This window comes from Kitasatospora sp. NPDC127067 (assembly GCF_042724755.1).
Taxonomy (GTDB): Bacteria; Actinomycetota; Actinomycetes; order Streptomycetales; family Streptomycetaceae; genus Kitasatospora; species Kitasatospora lactacystinica.
On record NZ_JBHXEM010000085.1, the window covers coordinates 22150 to 38275 of the forward strand.

General features: G+C 73.4%; 12 protein-coding genes and 1 pseudogene. 5 read left to right on the forward strand and 8 right to left on the reverse strand.

Going from position 1 to position 16126, the window contains the following annotated elements:
* Window positions 1-37: 37 nt before the first annotated feature.
* A complete protein-coding gene (locus ACFWJ4_RS28295; RefSeq protein WP_380548564.1) occupies window positions 38-1339 on the reverse strand; it encodes a GNAT family N-acetyltransferase in 1302 nt (433 codons plus the stop codon).
* Between the two features lie 166 nt (window positions 1340-1505).
* Window positions 1506-1808, reverse strand: a complete 303-nt coding sequence (locus ACFWJ4_RS28300; RefSeq protein ID WP_380548567.1) for a hypothetical protein — start codon at window positions 1806-1808, stop codon at window positions 1506-1508.
* Window positions 1809-2149: 341 nt separating this feature from the next.
* On the opposite strand from ACFWJ4_RS28300, the gene ACFWJ4_RS28305 reads away from it, so the two are divergent.
* Window positions 2150-3460: a hypothetical protein gene (locus tag ACFWJ4_RS28305; protein WP_380548570.1), complete on the forward strand. Its 1311-nt coding sequence runs from the start codon at window positions 2150-2152 to the stop codon at window positions 3458-3460.
* Here ACFWJ4_RS28305 and ACFWJ4_RS28310 read toward each other — a convergent pair.
* On the reverse strand, window positions 3442-4143 hold the full coding sequence (locus ACFWJ4_RS28310; protein ID WP_380548573.1) for a hypothetical protein: 702 nt from the start codon (window positions 4141-4143) through the stop codon (window positions 3442-3444). The two genes, ACFWJ4_RS28305 and ACFWJ4_RS28310, sit on opposite strands and share 19 nt — an antisense overlap.
* 253 nt (window positions 4144-4396) lie before the next feature.
* Between ACFWJ4_RS28310 and sph the strand changes: the two genes are divergently transcribed.
* The gene (gene sph / locus ACFWJ4_RS28315; protein WP_380548575.1) at window positions 4397-5374 is read left to right on the forward strand and encodes a sphingomyelin phosphodiesterase; all 978 of its coding nucleotides are present in this window, start codon (window positions 4397-4399) and stop codon (window positions 5372-5374) included.
* Between the two features lie 152 nt (window positions 5375-5526).
* Window positions 5527-6357, forward strand: a complete 831-nt coding sequence (locus ACFWJ4_RS28320; protein WP_380548578.1) for a thioesterase family protein — start codon at window positions 5527-5529, stop codon at window positions 6355-6357.
* A 57-nt stretch (window positions 6358-6414) separates the two neighbouring features.
* On the opposite strand, the gene ACFWJ4_RS28325 is transcribed toward ACFWJ4_RS28320, so the two are convergent.
* The 5 genes and pseudogenes from ACFWJ4_RS28325 to ACFWJ4_RS28345 all read right to left on the reverse strand — a co-directional run.
* Window positions 6415-7740, reverse strand: coding sequence for a radical SAM protein (locus tag ACFWJ4_RS28325; protein WP_380548580.1), 1326 nt, complete (start codon window positions 7738-7740; stop codon window positions 6415-6417).
* Window positions 7741-7860: 120 nt separating this feature from the next.
* A complete protein-coding gene (locus ACFWJ4_RS28330) occupies window positions 7861-9513 on the reverse strand; it encodes a S41 family peptidase (RefSeq protein WP_380548582.1) in 1653 nt (550 codons plus the stop codon).
* Between the two features lie 64 nt (window positions 9514-9577).
* Window positions 9578-11194, reverse strand: a complete 1617-nt coding sequence (locus tag ACFWJ4_RS28335; RefSeq protein WP_380548585.1) for an amidohydrolase family protein — start codon at window positions 11192-11194, stop codon at window positions 9578-9580.
* Window positions 11194-11964, reverse strand: coding sequence for a uracil-DNA glycosylase family protein (locus ACFWJ4_RS28340; protein ID WP_380548588.1), 771 nt, complete (start codon window positions 11962-11964; stop codon window positions 11194-11196). The genes ACFWJ4_RS28335 and ACFWJ4_RS28340 overlap by 1 nt, the downstream gene beginning before the upstream one ends.
* 219 nt (window positions 11965-12183) lie before the next feature.
* A pseudogene (locus ACFWJ4_RS28345) lies at window positions 12184-13038 on the reverse strand (germacradienol/geosmin synthase); the annotation flags it as partial.
* 769 nt (window positions 13039-13807) lie between these two features.
* On the opposite strand from ACFWJ4_RS28345, the gene ACFWJ4_RS28350 reads away from it, so the two are divergent.
* Entirely contained in the window at window positions 13808-15091 is a 1284-nt protein-coding gene (locus ACFWJ4_RS28350) for a family 2 encapsulin nanocompartment cargo protein terpene cyclase (RefSeq protein ID WP_380548591.1), read from the forward strand.
* A gap of 87 nt (window positions 15092-15178) precedes the next feature.
* Entirely contained in the window at window positions 15179-16057 is an 879-nt protein-coding gene (locus tag ACFWJ4_RS28355) for a geranyl diphosphate 2-C-methyltransferase (protein WP_359915263.1), read from the forward strand.
* Window positions 16058-16126: the final 69 nt, after the last annotated feature.

Here is a 16126-nt window from a genome sequence, read left to right on the forward strand (position 1 = left end):
GGCCGAGGTCCCCGTGAGGGGCGCAGCGGGCCGGACGTCAGGGCAGGTAGTACGTCAGCAGGTCGGCCGTCAGCGGCGGGAACAGCGCCCGGTGAAGCTCCTCGTCCCCGCGCCCGTACACGTCCGGCCGGATGCGGCTCAACCCTTCGATCCCGTAGGGCCCGAAGAGCAGCGCCGCCAGCGCGTCCGGCGCCACGCCCACGCCGCCGGACGCGCCGAGGTGCTGCATCGTGCCGCCCGTGACCACCTCGCCCGGCCCCTGCGCGCCGACCGGGACGCGGTAGTGGGCGCGGTAGGTGGTGAGCAGCAGTTCGCCGTCGGCGCGGTCCAGGCCGGCGGCGGTGAGGCGCTGGTGGAGCAGGGGTCGCAGCCGGTCGAGCAGCACGGCCGGGTCGGGGATGCGGACGTAGTACTGCTCCGCCTCGGGGCGCGGCGTGAGGTCCAGCAGGTCATGCCAGACGGTGGCCGGCAGGGTGCCCGGCCGGTGCACCACGCGGAGCCGCGCCCCGGGCGCCAACGCCACCACACCGGCCAGCAGTTCGCGCGCCGCCCGCTCGTCCGCGGCGGCCGCCTCGGCGAGGTGGAACTCGCCGTCGTCCACCGGGGTGGTGCGGCCCACCGCCACCACCTCGCCCGCGCGCTCGACCACCCGCAGCGTGCTCGCCTCGTGCGCCAGCAGCCAGCGCCAGCGGGCGGGGGCGTGGCCCATCGCGAGGTCGAAGCCGCGCTGCGCCTGCTCCTGGAGCGCGGCCAGGGCGGGCAGGTCGGTGGCCCGGGCGGTGCGCAGCACGGGCGCGCCGTCCTCGGTGGGCGGGGTGGAGCGCAGCGGCCGCGAGACCGGGATGTCGATGGCGTACTCGTAGCCGAACAGCCGGTAGAAGTACGGGATTCCGATCATCGCCTGGACCACGTGCCCGCGGGCGGCGGAGCGCGCGTGCGCCCACCGCATCAGGGCCCGGACCAGGCCGCGGCCCTCGTACTCCTCGTCGGTGGCGACCAGTTCGACCTGCCCGGCGGGCAGCCGGACGTCGCCGAGGCGCAGCTCCTCGTCCAGCAGGGTGGCCGTGGAGACGACCCGGTCGCCGTCGACCACCACCGCGCTGGCCGACCAGCCGGCGTCCGGGTCCTCGACCACCAGGCGGTGGTCGAGTGCGTCCGCCGGGTCGCCGCGCTCGGCGAGCAGCGCGCCGAGCTGCTCCAGGTCCTCCGGCCGGGACTCGCGCAGCAGCAGGCCGCCGGGCAGGGGCATCGGGAGGGACAGGGGCATCGGCAGGGGCAGGGGCGGTGACACGGCCAGGGGCGGGCCGTCGGGCCGGGCAAAGGCTTCGTCAACGGTCATTCCCGGACCTTCGCACCGGTGGTCGTCCGTGTCCAACGGGTTTTGCGAAGGGGCGTTGGCGGTGGGGCCGGTGCGAAGCAGTGCGGGCCGGTGCGGCGGCTCGCTGGTTCGGGGCAAGGGCTCCTCGCGGCCCGGGACCGGTGCGGGGCCGCGAGGAGCCCGGGGCTCAGACGGTGCTGGCGATCCAGCCGATGGTCTCGGTGGTGTGCGGCCCGTCGGACAGCGCGCGGCCGCTGCCCACGAGCTCGTTGATGCGGATCTTGAAGCCGGTGGTGGTGACGTCGGCGATCCGCAGACCGGGGGTGTCGGGGCCGTTGAAGGTCTGGACGAACGGCACGACGATCACGTTCGCGTCGTTGGGGAAGGGCGTGGGGAAGGTGACCTGGGTGAAGGTCGAGGTGGCTCCACCGGTCAGCTCCGTGGCGCTGGTGGAGTTCAACTGCAGCTTGCCGGTCTGGATCATGCTCATGGCTTCCGCCTTTCGCTCGACTGCCGCCGGTCGCGTCCGGTTGACGGCCGTGCGCTCGACGGCCGGGCGCTGCCTCGGTGCGAAGCAACCGTGGGTGGGATGCCCGTATTGGTCCGCGTTTAGCGAGGATGTAGCCGGTTCGGGGTATCTGCTCTCGCCTCCCTTGCCAGGGTGGGTGATGCGTCCCGGGAGCCGGTGGATCGGCTCGTGCGGTAGGTGCGCTCCTATCGTGTCCGGGAGTTGGCGGAATCGTGTCCATCGCGGGGTGGCGGGGTTGACCGTGGCCACGCAGGGGGGTTGGCTCGGCCGGAACGAAGGGGAGCGCAACGGGAGGGGAGCCCATGAGGACGACGACGGTACGGGTGGTCTGCGCCCTGGCGGCCGCGCTGCTGGTGGGCGCCGGGGCACCGGCGGCGCACGCCCGGACCACGCCCGCGTCCGAACCGGCCTCCGCGCGGGCGTCCGCGCCCGCGTTCGAGGTGACGGACGGCGACACGGTGCGGGTGAACGTGAGCCCGGACGGCACGCCCGCCGACGACTGGTCCGAGCCGCTCGGGCTGAGCGTCGACGGCCGCTACGCGCTGTTCGCCTCGCTGGCCTCCAACCTGGTGCCCGGCGACACCAACCGCCTCTACGACGTGTTCGTCCGCGATCTGTGGACGCGTCGCACCGAGCGGGTCAGCCTCGCCGACGGCGGCGCCCAGCTGGACGGTTCCACCGTCCAGGCGGCGATCAGCGGCGACGGCCGGTACGTCGCCTTCAGCAGTGACGCCGTCAACGCCGTTCCCGGGAACGGCAGTGGGCGCACCGACGTCTACGTCCGCGACCGCCTCAGCGGCCGGACCGAGCTGGTCACCGCCGGTGCCGGCGCCGGGAACTCCGTCAGCCCCGCGATCAGCGCCGACGGCCGGTACGTCGCCTACTCCTCGGACCGCGCCGACCTCGCCCCCGGGGCACAGGCGGGCACCGCCAACGTGTACCTGACGGACCGCTGGACCGGCACCACCCGCCTGGTCACCGCGGGGCAGGGCGGCGCCCCCGCCGACGGCGGCTCGGTGGAGCCCTCGCTCAGCGCCGACGGCCGGACCGTCGCCTTCCGGTCGAAGGCGGCCAACCTGCTGCCGACCGCCCCGGCCGCGCAGTCCGCCCTGAAGCCGCCGCCCACCCGTCAGCTGTTCCCGCTCTACGTCTACGACGCCCGCACCGGCCGGATCGAGGGCGCGAGCATCGACCCGAGCGGCACCCTGCGCGACGCCGTGCGGCTGAGCCGGCTGAGCCCCGACGGCCGGTACGCGCTGTTCCGGGTGTTCCAGCCGGACCAGGGCGGCACCCGCGTCGCGCTCTACGCCCGGGACCTGCGCACGGGCACGGTGACGGAGGTGGCCCCCGCCGGTGCCCAGTCGGCCGTCATGACGGCGGACGACCACTGGGTCCACTTCGTCTCGGACGACGCCGACCTGGTGCCCGGCGACACCAACGGCGCCCCGGACCTCTTCCGGCGGGACCTGCGGACCGGTCGGGTCGAGCGGGTCGCCGAGGCCGTCGGCCCGTCCTTCGCGCCGTCCGTGGACGCGTTCGGCACCACCCTGCTGTTCGGCACCCTGAACGGCACCGGCTCCGACGTCCTGGTGCGCTACCTGCCGCCCCGCTGACCGGCCGCGGGGCCCGGCTCCCGCAGGGTGCGGCGCGCCGCGACCAGGGTGAGCAGGCCCCACAGGACGGCCAGCACCGCGGTGACGTGGACGCCGCCGCGGCGGAATTCGAGGTCCTCGTCGAGCGGGACCGGCGGCGCCCAGCCCGCGGGGTCGACCAGCACGTTCTCGGTGTCGCCGATGTCGCGCGTGCCCGTGCAGCCGTAGCCGCCGACCTCGGCGTGCGGCAGCGGCCGCCCGTCGGCGCGGCGGATGGCGCAGGTCCAGCTCACCTTGCCGTTCTTGTCCTTCGCGCTGTGGGCCGCGGTGACCACCACCGCGGTCTCCACGCCGCGCTGCGCCATGATCTGGGCGCGGATGCTCGTCGTCGGCAGGACCAGCAGCAGCACGCCGAGCAGGACGGCCGGCCAGATGATCCAGCCGCGGGGCCGGACGAAGCCGAGCGCGACGACGCCCGCCGAGAGCACCAGGAACGCCAGGATGCCGCAGGGCAGCTGGTAGTCCGGGTTGCTGCCCAGTACCGCCAGGCCGACCATCAGCACCGGGGTGAGTGCCCCGACCGGCCACGCCGTCCGGCGGACCGCCCGCGCCGACAGCTGCGGCTCCGGGCGCCTGCGGACCCGCTTCGGGGGCGGGACCACCCCCTCGGCGAGCGGCCTCTTCCGTTTCTTCCTGCCGGCCATGTCTTCCCCGTTCGTTCTTTCGTCGCGCTGGGGACAGTCTGACCGCGGTTCCTGACGTGCGGTACGGCGGGCGGTACGGAGAGGCGGTACGGAGGGCGGGGCGGTGACCGCCCGTCAGCCCCTCGCCGACGGTGTTACCGACGAGTTCACCGAATGCTCGCCCGATGTCTTGCGGTCCGTGCCGACGGCCAAGTTGGATGAACAACATCCCTCGACCCGACGGGTCCACGACAACGCCCCCCACGGAGGCCCGATGCCCCTGTCGTCCGTCCGCCGCGCCCTCGCCGCCGGCGCCGCCGCCACCGTCCTCGCCGTGCTCGGCGCCGTCCCGGCCTCGGCCGAGACCGCCCCCGCGACCGCACCCCCGCTCGACGTGCTGACCTACAACACGTTCCTGATGAGCACCTCGCTCTACCCCAACTGGGGCCAGCAGTACCGGGCGCAGGCCATCGCCTCGGCGGACTTCTTCCAGGGCCACGACGTGGTCGTGCTGGAGGAGGCCTTCGACAACTCGGCCTCCGACGCGCTGACCGCCAAGGCCTCGGCCGCCTACCCGTACCACACGCCGGTGGTCGGCCGCTCCACCAGCGGCTGGGACGCCACCTCCGGCAGCTACAGCTCCACCACCCCCGAGGACGGCGGCGTCACCCTGCTCAGCAAGTGGCCGATCCTGCGCAAGGAGCAGTACGTCTACAAGGACGCCTGCGGCTCGGACTGGTTCTCCAACAAGGGCTTCGTCTACGCGGTGCTGGACGTCAACGGCCGTCGCACCCACGTGGTCGGCACCCACCTCCAGTCCACCGACTCGGGCTGCGCGAGCGGCCAGGCGGCGGACATCCGGGCCAAGCAGCTCACCGCGATGCGCTCCTTCCTGGACGCCAAGCGGATCCCGGCCGACGAACCGATCCTGGTCGCGGGCGACCTCAACATCGACTCGCACGGCTCCGAGTACCAGGCGCTGCTGACCAACGGCAACCTCGCCCCGGCCTCCGCCCGCACCGGCTGGCCCTACTCCTTCGACACCGCCGACAACTCCGTCGCCGCCTACCGCTACCCGGGCGAGCCCAAGGAGGACCTCGACCACGTCCTCTACCGGGCCGACCACGCCCGCCCGCAGGAGTACACCAACCAGGTGGTCCGGGTGCACAGCGCGCCATGGACGGTGAGCAGTTGGGGCAAGAGCTACACCTACACCGACCTCTCCGACCACTACCCGCTCGCCGCGCACTGACCCTCCTGGTCCTCCGGGGGTGTGGGATGTGTCACCCGTGACGCCCCATCGGCGGTTCGGCCCCTTACGATCCTGAACGCCGAGGTCGGGCGCCGTCGTACCACGGCGGCGCCCGCCCGGCAGCCAGCGATCCGGCCCGAGGAGAAGCGCACGTGACCACCCCCACCGCCGCGCCCGACAGCTACTACCAGCGCACCGGCGAGAACAGCTACAAGCCCACCGCGCAGGCGCAGGGTGCCTGGCACCCCGACGAGCAGCACTTCAGCCCGCTCGGCGGCCTGATCGTGCACGCCATCGACCGCCACCGGGCCGACCACCAGCGGGCCGACCAGCGGGCCGGCCGTCCCGCCGACGGCCTGGCGCTGGCCCGGATCAGCTACGACATACTCGGCCTGATCGCCCTCGACGAGTTCGAGATCACGGTGGAGACCGTCCGCCCCGGGCGCACCATCGAGCTGGTCGAGGCCACCGTGGTGACCGGCGGGCGGGCCGTGGTCCGGGCCCGCGCCTGGTTCCTCGCCGAGCTGGACACCACCGCCGTCGCCGGCACCCACGACCGGCCGCTGCCCGGGCCCGAGGAGTTCGAGCCCTGGACGATGGCCGGGGTGTGGGGCGGCGGCTACATCGCCTCGATCGACGTCCGCCGCCGGGAGACCGCCCCGGGCCGAGCCGCCGCCTGGATCTCCACCCCGGTCGAGCTGGTCGCGGGGGAGCCCAGCGGCCCGCACGCCTCCTTCGTCAAGCTGGCGGACACCGCCAACGGCATCGCGGTGCGGCAGAACCCCACCGAGTGGATGTTCCCCAACACCGACCTGACGATCCACTTCCACCGCCGCCCCGAGGGCCCCTGGACCGGCCTGGACACCAGCGTCAGCTTCGGTCCGGCCGGGCACGGCGTCACCAGCACCGTGCTGCACGACGTCCACGGCCCGCTGGGCCGGGCCGAGCAGATCCTCACCGTCCGCCCGCTGAACGGGAGCTGACGGGCCGGGCGGCGCCGCCCGGGGGCAGGGCGGGGGCGCCATGGGGGGGGGGCGTGGTCAGCCCGGGCGCGAGTCCATGAAGGAGCTCACCGAGAAGACCGCCTTGCCCGGGCCCGCCGGGCCGTAGCCGGGCGGGGAGGAGAGGCCGAACTCGTCCAGGGTCGCCCGGTAGGTCTGCAGCAGCCGGATGTGGTACTCCAGCGGCGCGCCCTGCGGGTTGGCCTTGCCGAGCGGGGTGGTGGGCTCGGGGCACCAGGTGGTGAAGCGCGGCACCACGCCGTGGGACATGAAGAAGCGCAGGCCCTCCTCGGTGGAGGCGATCGCCTCGTCCACCGTGGTGAAGCCGAAGGGCTCGGCCATCTCCACGCCCGCGACGAAGTTGGGGATCACGTTCTCCGGGCCGAACACCTCGGTGGAGTCGAGGATCCGGCGGTGCCACTCGTCCCGGCCGACGTAGCGCTCCTTGCCCGGGCAGTAGAGCTCGAACAGCCGCTTGTCCCACACCTCGAAGTTGGGGTGGTAGATCCGCACGCCGTAGTCGTGGAAGCGCTGGACGTCCTCGCGCGGCAGCGCCTGGGCCACCACCTTGCCGATCCAGCGGCCGGGGAAGCGCTCCTCGATGGCCTTGGCGTACTGCCCGTAGAAGTCGGCCTCGTCCCGGCCGCCGACGCGCGAGGTGATCGCCCCGCCGGTGAGGGTGTACGCCTGGGAGGCGCGGGCGGTGTCGTGTTCGTCGATCAGTGCCAGCGCCTCCAGCACCTCCTCGACCGGCTTGACCCCGGTGTACGGGCGGCCGGCGGCCTTGTGCTGGCGCCAGTTGTGGTTGATGTCGCAGTACTGGCACTCCTCCTTGGCGCCGAAGTACTGGCAGACCCGGAACACCGTGAGGTAGATCAGGTAGCCCCACTGGATGGTCGGGGCGACCTCCATCACCGACTTCCCGTTGGCCAGCGTGTGCCGGTAGTAGTCCGGCATCGGCGGCAGGCCGACATCGGCGATCCGCGCGCCGTCCAGGTAGAGGCCGAGGGTGCCGTCCTCGCCGGCGCCGACCCGGTAGGGCGAGTCCGGGTTCACCCGCACCGACACCACCGTACGGCGCAGCCCGTACGGCCCGCCGGTCAGCACGATCTCCTCCGGCGGCCGGTTGAGCGCGGCGGCGCCCAGCTCGGGCAGGGTGCGGTGGTCGAAGGAGAAGATGAAGTACGACTTCGGCTTGACCTCGCCGCCCCCGTCGGCGCCGGCGCTGCCGCTGAGTGCCGACTCGTCGAAGGCCATGCCGCCGCGCAGCAGGTCCTCCTTGATCACCGCCTCCCGGGGCACGTCGGGATAGCGCTCCATGAGCTCCTCGACGAGTGCGGTGCGGCTGCGGGCCTGGCTCTCCATGCGCTGGTCTTCCTTCCTGGCCCCGTCCTCACGGCGCCCAGGCCATTCTGGTCCCCCTTACCGGTGGGGCCGTGCACCGGGCCGGGAGGTGACGGACCGGTCCGGCCCGGTCGCCGTCCGCTACGGCGACGGCGTGCCCCGATCCAGCAGCGTGACGGCCGAGGCGAGCAGGTCCTGGTTGTGGCCCAGGACGTCACGCCTGGTCAGCCGGTGCAGCCCGGTGGCCGCCACGCCGAAGTCCTCCAGCGGGACGCCGGCGCTCGCCCCGGCCCGGGTGGCCCGGCGCAGGGCGACGCGGAACCCGGCTCCGCGCGGCAGGGCGGGCAGCAGTTCGGGGAGCCAGACGCTCAACAGCTCGTACGTCCACACGTTGGCGCCACCGGCGCCGGTGGTCGCGGCGGTCCCGAGCACCGGTCCGGGCCCGCCGCCCGGCCCGCCGCCCGGACCGTCGTCGGCTCCGCCGTTCGTTCCGCCGTTCGCTCCGTTGTCGGCGAATCCGGCGGCGAAGACATCGGCGGCCGAGTACGTCAGGGCGTCGACGATCAGGACCTTCGGCCCCGTGTAGTGCGGAAGCCCGTCGGTGAGCGCCTCGGGGTCGGTGAGCGGGAACGCCTGGGAGTACGGTTCGCCGGTCTCCACCGCGTCGCGGATCGAGTCCGTCCACCGCCGGAAGGCCGGGTCGGCGCGGACCAGGGCGAGCGCGGCCCGGGTGGTCGGCAGCGAGAAGCGGACCGGGGCGACGGGGCTCCCGCTCAGCACTCGCAACGCCGCCTCGGCGGCCAGGATGTTGCCGCCCGGGTTGCCGCGGACGTCCACGATCAGCCCCTGCGCCGGAGCCTTCGCCGCGATCGCCGCCACCTGCTCGGCGAACCGCCGTGCGCTCGCGACGTTGAAGGAGAAGATGCGCAGGTACCCGTACGGGCGCGCGCGGGCCCCCGAGTACGCGAGGACGTCCCGCGGCGCCCGCGCCGCCGACGTCCGGGCCGACCCCGGTGCGAACAGCGCGCGCTTGGCCTGGCGGGTGGCCTCGTTGCCGACGTCGATGCCGAGGTGGGCGCCGAGCGTCGGCACCGGGTCCTGGTCGCGCCCCCGGTACCGTTCCGCGGCGCGCACCCGCCACGGCACCCGGGTCTCGCGCAGACGGCCCTGCGGCGTGCGGTAGGTCAGCAGCACCCAGCGCTCGTCGGGCGGCGGAGCGGTCCGCAGCGGGCGCAGCGTCAGCGACTCCAGTCCGCGGGCCAGCCGCGCGTCGGGGCCGCAGCCCACCTGCGCGGCCGTGCCGCGCTCGACGGCGCGCTCGACCGGGACCCCGTTCCACAGCTCCAGCTCGACGCCGGTGTCGAAGTCCCCGTGCCGCAGCGAGTCGTCGATCCGGGAGACGAGGTAGTGCGGTGTCCCGTCCGCGTCCTGGTAGCGCTCGACGAGGAAACCGAGCAGGGCCACCTGGCCCCGGTACGGCGCGGGGAGCTGGTAGACGGTGTGCAGGTCGCGCAGGTCCCGGAAGACGGCGGCGAGTTCGGCGTGGAACTGCAGCTCGCTGAGCGCGGGGACGCGCCGCTCCAGCAGGCGCAGACGCTGCACCGGGTCGGTGGCGTACCGCGCGCGCTTGAGCGGGAGGTGGACGTAGAGCTCCTCGACCAGGATCCGGGCGGCGGCCACCAGCCGGTAGCGGTCGGCGAGCGGCAGCGGGTCGGCGGCGACCCGGGCCATGAACTCGTCGAGCCCGATCGAGCCCGGCAGCGCGCGGGCCGGCCCGGTGATCCGCGGGCTCATGGCCGTCCGGTCCTCACGGCCGCTCCGTCCTCATGCCGGCCCGGTCCTCGTGCTCGCCCCGCGCTCACGGGTAGTAGTCCTTCAGCCGCGTCAACTCCGGTATCCCGCTGCGCTCCACGGCGGCGAAGAAGGCGGCGTCGTGGGTCAGCGCGTCCGGGGCCGGGACGACCAGGTCGGCCGGGACGTCGTCGGTCCCGCCGAGGGCTACCGTCTCGCCCTCGGGCATGTCGCCGAACAGGGCGAGCGGCGCCTCCGGGTCGTCGAGCGGCCCGCCCCAGGCCGCGAGCGCGTCCTGGGCGTCGCGCCAGGCGGTCCGGGGGTCCCGGCGGACCTTCTCCAGCGCCCGCTTGACGGCCGGCCAGTCCAGCGCGGCACCGGCGCCCGCCGCCCCGGTGGCACCGGCAGCGCCGGGCCGCCGCACCGCCACCCTGCGCCGGAGTCCGTCCGCCGGCTCGATCGCATTGGTGTCCGTCGCCCCGGCGGCGGTCATCAGCGGGCCGGTCCCGTAGCGCGGGACGCCGCCGGCCACCACCAGGAGGACGTGCCGTTCGGTCGCGTCGACGAGGTTGCGGTAGACGTCCTCGCCGGGCTCGTGGCGTTCGAGCACGAGCAGGTCGGCGGCGCTGCCCGCCGCGAGCCGCCCCACCTGCGGCCCCCAGGCGGTCGCCAGCGCGTCGCCGGGGTTCGCGGTGACCATGTCGCACAGCCCGCGGTCGTCGAAGTGGTCGTCCAGCTCGTGGTGGTTGATGCCGTCGGCCACCTTGAGCTCGCCGAGCACGTGTTTGGTCCCCGACGGTGACCAGTCGGACCCGAGGGCGATCCGCAGCCCCTGCGCGGTCGCCGCGACCACGTCGGTGGTCTCGTGGTAGAGCCAGTGGTTGGAGAACGGCGACCACACCACGGTGCCCCGCTCGGCCGGGTCGATCGCCGTTACACCGTCCTGCCAGGCCGCGAACTCGGCGGCGGTGAGCGCGGTGCCGTGTACGCAGATCAGGCCCGGTTTCAGGCAGGGGGCGAGGTCCGCGAACTCGCGGTGGACGTGCGACCGCGGCTGCGCCGGGTCCGGCTCCGTGACGTGCCGTCCCTCCGCGACGTGGTAGATCAGCACCCGGGTGCCGTCGAGCTTCGCCGCCGTCTCGTCGCGCAGCACCTCGGCGTCCTGCTGGAGCGCGGCGGTCAGCACCATGTCGCGGCCCGCGGGCAGCTTCTCGACGTCCACGATCCGCAGCAGCCCGCCGTCGATCGCGCGGGTCGAGCGCGGGGCGCCCTGGACGGAGGTCGTCCCGCCGACCAGAGCCTTGACCTCGATGTAGGTCAGCAGCGCCTCGGGCGCGGCGGTGCCGAGCACCTTGGCGGGCCAGGTGACCGACGTCGCGTAGTCCGGTGCGCGCTTCTCGTCCACCCAGCGGTCGTGGTGCAGGTACGGGACACCGACCGCCTCCCAGAGCGGCAGGGTGTCGTACTGCAGGTGGCCGTGGAGGTCGATCAGGCCGGGCAGCACCAGCGCGCCCGTGCCGACGAGGTCCACGACCGGGGCGGCGGCGAACCCGGCGGGCGGTGCCTGCCCGCCCGGCCGCACCGCACCGAGACGGCCGTCGTCGCCGACGTACACCGCGCCCGGGTCGTGGATCCGGTGCTCGTCGTCGAAGGTGACGACGGTGCCGCGCAGGACGAGTGCCATCAGTGCGGCGCCTTCCAGAGCAGGGTGTGCCCGTCGTCCGGGGCCGGGCGGACGACGGAGTTCTGCTCCTGGCCCCCCTGGGCCCTCACCCAGGCGTCGTCTCCCAGGAAGGCCGGCGCCCCGAAGGGCAGGTCGCGCCGCGGGATCGGGCGGTAGTCGCCCTCCTCGAACACGGTGCCGTAATTGGGGCCGGTGCTGTCACCGTCGTCGTCCGGCGTGACGACCGGGCGCAGCGTGGCGATCGCGGCGCGCCAGCCGTCGAGCAGCGCCACCGGGTCGTGGCTCGACGGATGGGGGACCCGTACGAGCAGCGCCTGCTGCGGCCGGGCGGTCCAGAGCCGCACCGCCTCCTGCGCCATGAACCCCATGGCGACGACGGCCTGCAGCGCCGGGCCGGTCGCCGTGCCGTAGACCTCGTTGCGCCACTGCGCCTGCGCGGGGTCGCCGAGGCGCCCCTTCATCGCTTCGGCACGCGAGGGACGGACCGCGTACGCCCACGCGTTGAGGCAGACGTACGACCGGGTCAGGCCCAGCTTGGCGAGGAACCCCTGCACCCGCTGCCCGGCGTTGCCGACGAGAGTGCGCCCGGCGATCCGCTCGGTCGGGCCGGGGTCGGAGGCGACCACCAGCACCCGGGCCGATCCGTCGAGCCGCCCTCGGTGGAAGACCGGCCCCCAGTCGAACCAGAACGCCGTCGCGTCGGGCGGATCGGGCACCCGTGCGCACAGCTCCGCGAACGCGTCCGTCGGCCCCCGGTCGAACTCGGCCATCGGTCATCACCTCACTCACCGGTGGCCACCCGGGCGCCAACGCTCACGGACGGTGGCGGCTCCCGTGCTCGGCGGGGGCGGTACCGGGGCGTGTCGGCCGTTCCGGTGTCCCTCCCAATGCACCACACCGTCCCGGCCCGCGCAAAACGGTGCCGGCGCCTGCCGCACAGGAGGCACACCCGGGCCCCGACGAGGACGCCGGGACCCGGGTGCCGCTGATCACCGGTGCGAACCGTTCCGGTGGGGTCGGACGCCCACGCCGAGCCGGGCGGCGGCGGTGCCGAGCCCGGTGGGAGCGAGCAGCAGTCCGGACGGGGTGGGCGGCTGCTCGGAGGGGCCGCGCAGCAGCCGGGCGGGCAGGGTGGTGCGGACGGGGAAGTCCGTGTAGCGGCCCGTCCGCAGATGCCAGGCGTGGAACCCGGAGATCCAGTCCTGGAGCTGGCCGATGTAGTCCGCCGTCGCCGTCCGGTCGTCCGTGTCCAGCTCCAGCTGGTCGCAGAGCGCCGGCAGCTCGGTGTCCGTGAGGTGCTCGAACTCGCGCAGCCGGGCGGTGAGGAGGTCGTTGACCGCGGCGACGGTCTCGGGCAGGTCCCCGCCGGTGAAGCGGCGCAGCGCGTGCACGCCGTTGTTCATGTCGTCCTCGTACTCGATCTCCATCTGGTACGAGACCACGTCGTTGAACCAGCCCGCCCAGTCGCCCATGGCGACGACCAGCCGGCGCATCGGCCGGCTGGCCATGACGGCCGCCGGGACGGCCACCTCGGAGACGTGGTTGAGCAGGTCGGCGCAGACCCCCGAGGCGATCGACTCGCGCCGCATCGCGAGGTAGTCGATCAGTTCGGGCGTCCGGTTCTGGACGGCGTTGAACACCTCCCACAGGCACGAGCGGAGGTGGACGACGGTGCTCTCCGCGAGTTTGACGCGCAGTTCGTCCGAGACGGCGGGGGCGGTGCGTTGCCAGAGTTCCGAGAGGCCCTGCTCGGAGGGGTTGGCCGGCGGCGGCATCACGGCGAACGGGTGGATCGGGACGAAGAGCGAGAGGCGGTCGACGTAGGCCTTGGCGCCCGCCAGGTCGCGCGCGCGGGCGCTTGTACACCTCCAGGAAGTAGTCGTCCTGGACGAAGCCCCAGATGTACCAGTCGCTCATCAGGCAGAGCTCGTCGGGCGAGGCGTCGGGGTGGGTCCACGCGGCGAAGAGCGCGAAGTCCATCGCGGTGAACCGCTCCTCGTCCCAGACGGGTTCGAGCATGCCCATCTCCCGGACCCAGAGCAAGCTGTGTGCCCGGGCGGTGTCCAGGTGGGGGTTGAGGCGGGCGGGCCACGGCATGTAGAAGTCCGGCATCGAAATCGCTGCCACTGCGCGTTCCTTCCAGGAAGTGTCGATGTGTGGATGGGCAACCAACACGTGGCAGGAGACCGCCGGTCAGTTCATTTCGCATTCGAACAGCCCCCGCCACGACCGGCACAACGCGGTCGGGCGGCCCGGGACACGGGCGGGCGTCAGCGGGTTGACGCGGGGGCGGGCGGCTCGGGCGGGAGGGTTCGCGGCCGGGGCGCCCCGGGACCGGTGTGATCAATGCACGACTGCGGCCCGCTCAAACGTCGTCAGCCCGAACGTTCACCCTATCGGGTGAGGAAGATCGTCCGTTGCGATGCGGAACGCGCCTTCGCGCCTACGGTGGTGAACCGAACGGGATGGGGGCGGAAGCCCGAGTTCCCCTTCGAGGCTGACGGAATGACGATCCGTCATATGTGTGCGACCCCTTCCCAGAGGAGGCTCCATGCCCCTGCGTGCCAGACCGGAGACACCATGCGGGCCCGTGACCGCCCCGGCGGTGGGCCCATGAGCACCCCGGCGATCGACCGGATCCTGCGCGGGCCCAGCGGGCTGGGCACCTCCGGGCTGCAGTTCCGGCCGCAGGTGTCGGTGCCCGAGGTCCCGGTGCCCGAGGTCCCGGCGCCCGAGGCCCCCGCCTCCGAGGTCCCGGTGCCCGAGGTCCCGGAAGCCGCGACCGAGGTCAGGGCGGCCACCCCCGGGTTCCGGCTGCCGCCCGTCCACGTCCTGCCCGTTCCGCCCGCCGCGACCGCGACGACCGCGGCGGCCGCGAGCCCGGCCGCCGAGGCGCCGAGCGGCGGCAAGCCCAAGGCCGGCGACCCCATCCCCGGCCTGTACCACCACCCGATCGCCGAGCCCGACCCGGTGCGGGTGGAGGCGCTCAGCGCGGAGCTCAAGGTCTGGGCGATGGAGGAGGTCGAGCTCTACCCGCCGGAGTGGGAGAAGGACTTCGACGGTTTCTCCACCGGGCGCTACATGGTGGCCTGCCACCCGGACGCGCCGAGCGTCGACCACCTGATGCTCGCGGCCCGCCTGATGGTGGCCGAGAACGCGGTGGACGACTGCTACTGCGAGGACCTCGGCGGGTCGCCGATCGGCCTGGGCAGCCGCCTGCTGCTCGCGCACACCGCGCTGGACCCGCTGCACACCACGACGGAGTACCACCCGGAGTGGGAGGCCTCGCTGTCGTCGGACGCGCCCCGGCGCGCCTACCACTCGGCGATGGAGTACTTCGCCCGGGCCGCCACGCCCTCCCAGTCGGACCGGTTCCGGCACGACATGGCACGGCTGCACCTCGGGTACCTGGCCGAGGCCGCCTGGGACCAGGCGGACCACGTGCCGGAGGTGTGGGAGTACCTGGCCATGCGCCAGTTCAACAACTTCCGCCCCTGCCCGACGATCACGGACACCGTCGGCGGCTACGAGCTGCCCGCCGAGCTGCACGCGCTGCCCGCGATGCAGCGGGTGATCGCGCTGGCCTCCAACGCCACCACCATCGTCAACGACCTCTACTCGTACATGAAGGAGCTGGCCAGCCCCGGACTGCACCTGAACCTGCCGGTGGTGATCTCCGAGCGCGAGGGCGTCTCCCGCAAGGAGGGCTACCTGAAGGCGGTCGAGGTCCACAACGAACTGATGCTGGCCTTCGAGGCCGAGGCGGCGGCCCTGGCCCTGTCCTGCCCGGTGCCGGCCCTCCCACGGTTCCTGCGCGGTGTGGCCGCGTGGGTGGACGGCAACCACTACTGGCACCAGACCAACACCTACCGCTACACGCTGCCCGACTTCTGGTGACACCGGCCCTTCCGGCGGCGCCACCTCCCACCGGCGGCGAATCCCCTTTGATGACCGACCCCTTGACCATCCACTAGGAGTTGACCCATGTCCGTGACCGACGACATCACCACCCCCGGCAACACCATCCCCGGCCCGGCGACCCCGTACCAGGGCGACATCGCACGCTACTGGGACCACGAGGCCCGTCCGGTCAACCTTCGCCTGGGTGACGTCGACGGCCTCTACCACCACCACTACGGGATCGGGGAGATCGACCGGGCCGCGATCGGCGACCCGGCCGACAGCGAGCGCGAGAAGAAGGTGATCGCCGAGCTGCACCGCCTGGAGTCCGCCCAGGCCGACGTACTGCTCGACCACCTCGGCGACATCCGCGCCGACCACACCCTGGTCGACGCCGGCTGCGGCCGCGGCGGCTCGATGGTGATGGCCCACCAGCGCTTCGGCTGCCGGGTCGAGGGCCTGACCCTCTCCACCCAGCAGGCCGAGTTCGGCAACAAGCGCGCCGCAGAGCTGGGCATCGGCGACTTCGTCCGCTCCCGGGTCGCCAACATGCTGAACATGCCCGTCGAGACCGGCACGGTCGCGGGCTCCTGGAACAACGAGTCCAGCATGTACGTCGACCTGCACGACCTGTTCGCCGAGCACTCCCGGGTGCTGAGCGTCGGCGGCCGGTACGTGACCATCACGGGCTGCTGGAACCCGCGCTACGGCCAGCCGTCGAAGTGGGTCTCGCAGATCAACGCCCACTTCGAGTGCAACATCCACTCCCGCCGCGAGTACCTGCGGGCGATGGCCGACAACCGTCTGGTGCCGCAGGCCGTCATCGACCTGACTCCGGACACCCTGCCCTACTGGGAGCTGCGCAACACCACCTCGCTGGTGACCGGCATCGAGGAGGCGTTCATCGAGTCCTACAAGGACGGCTCCTTCCAGTACGTGCTGATCGCGGCCGACCGGGTCTGATCGCCCGGCCCCGTGGCCTCCGGACGGTGGCCCACGCCTCACGACGGCGGCCTCCCCGCACCCGCGGGG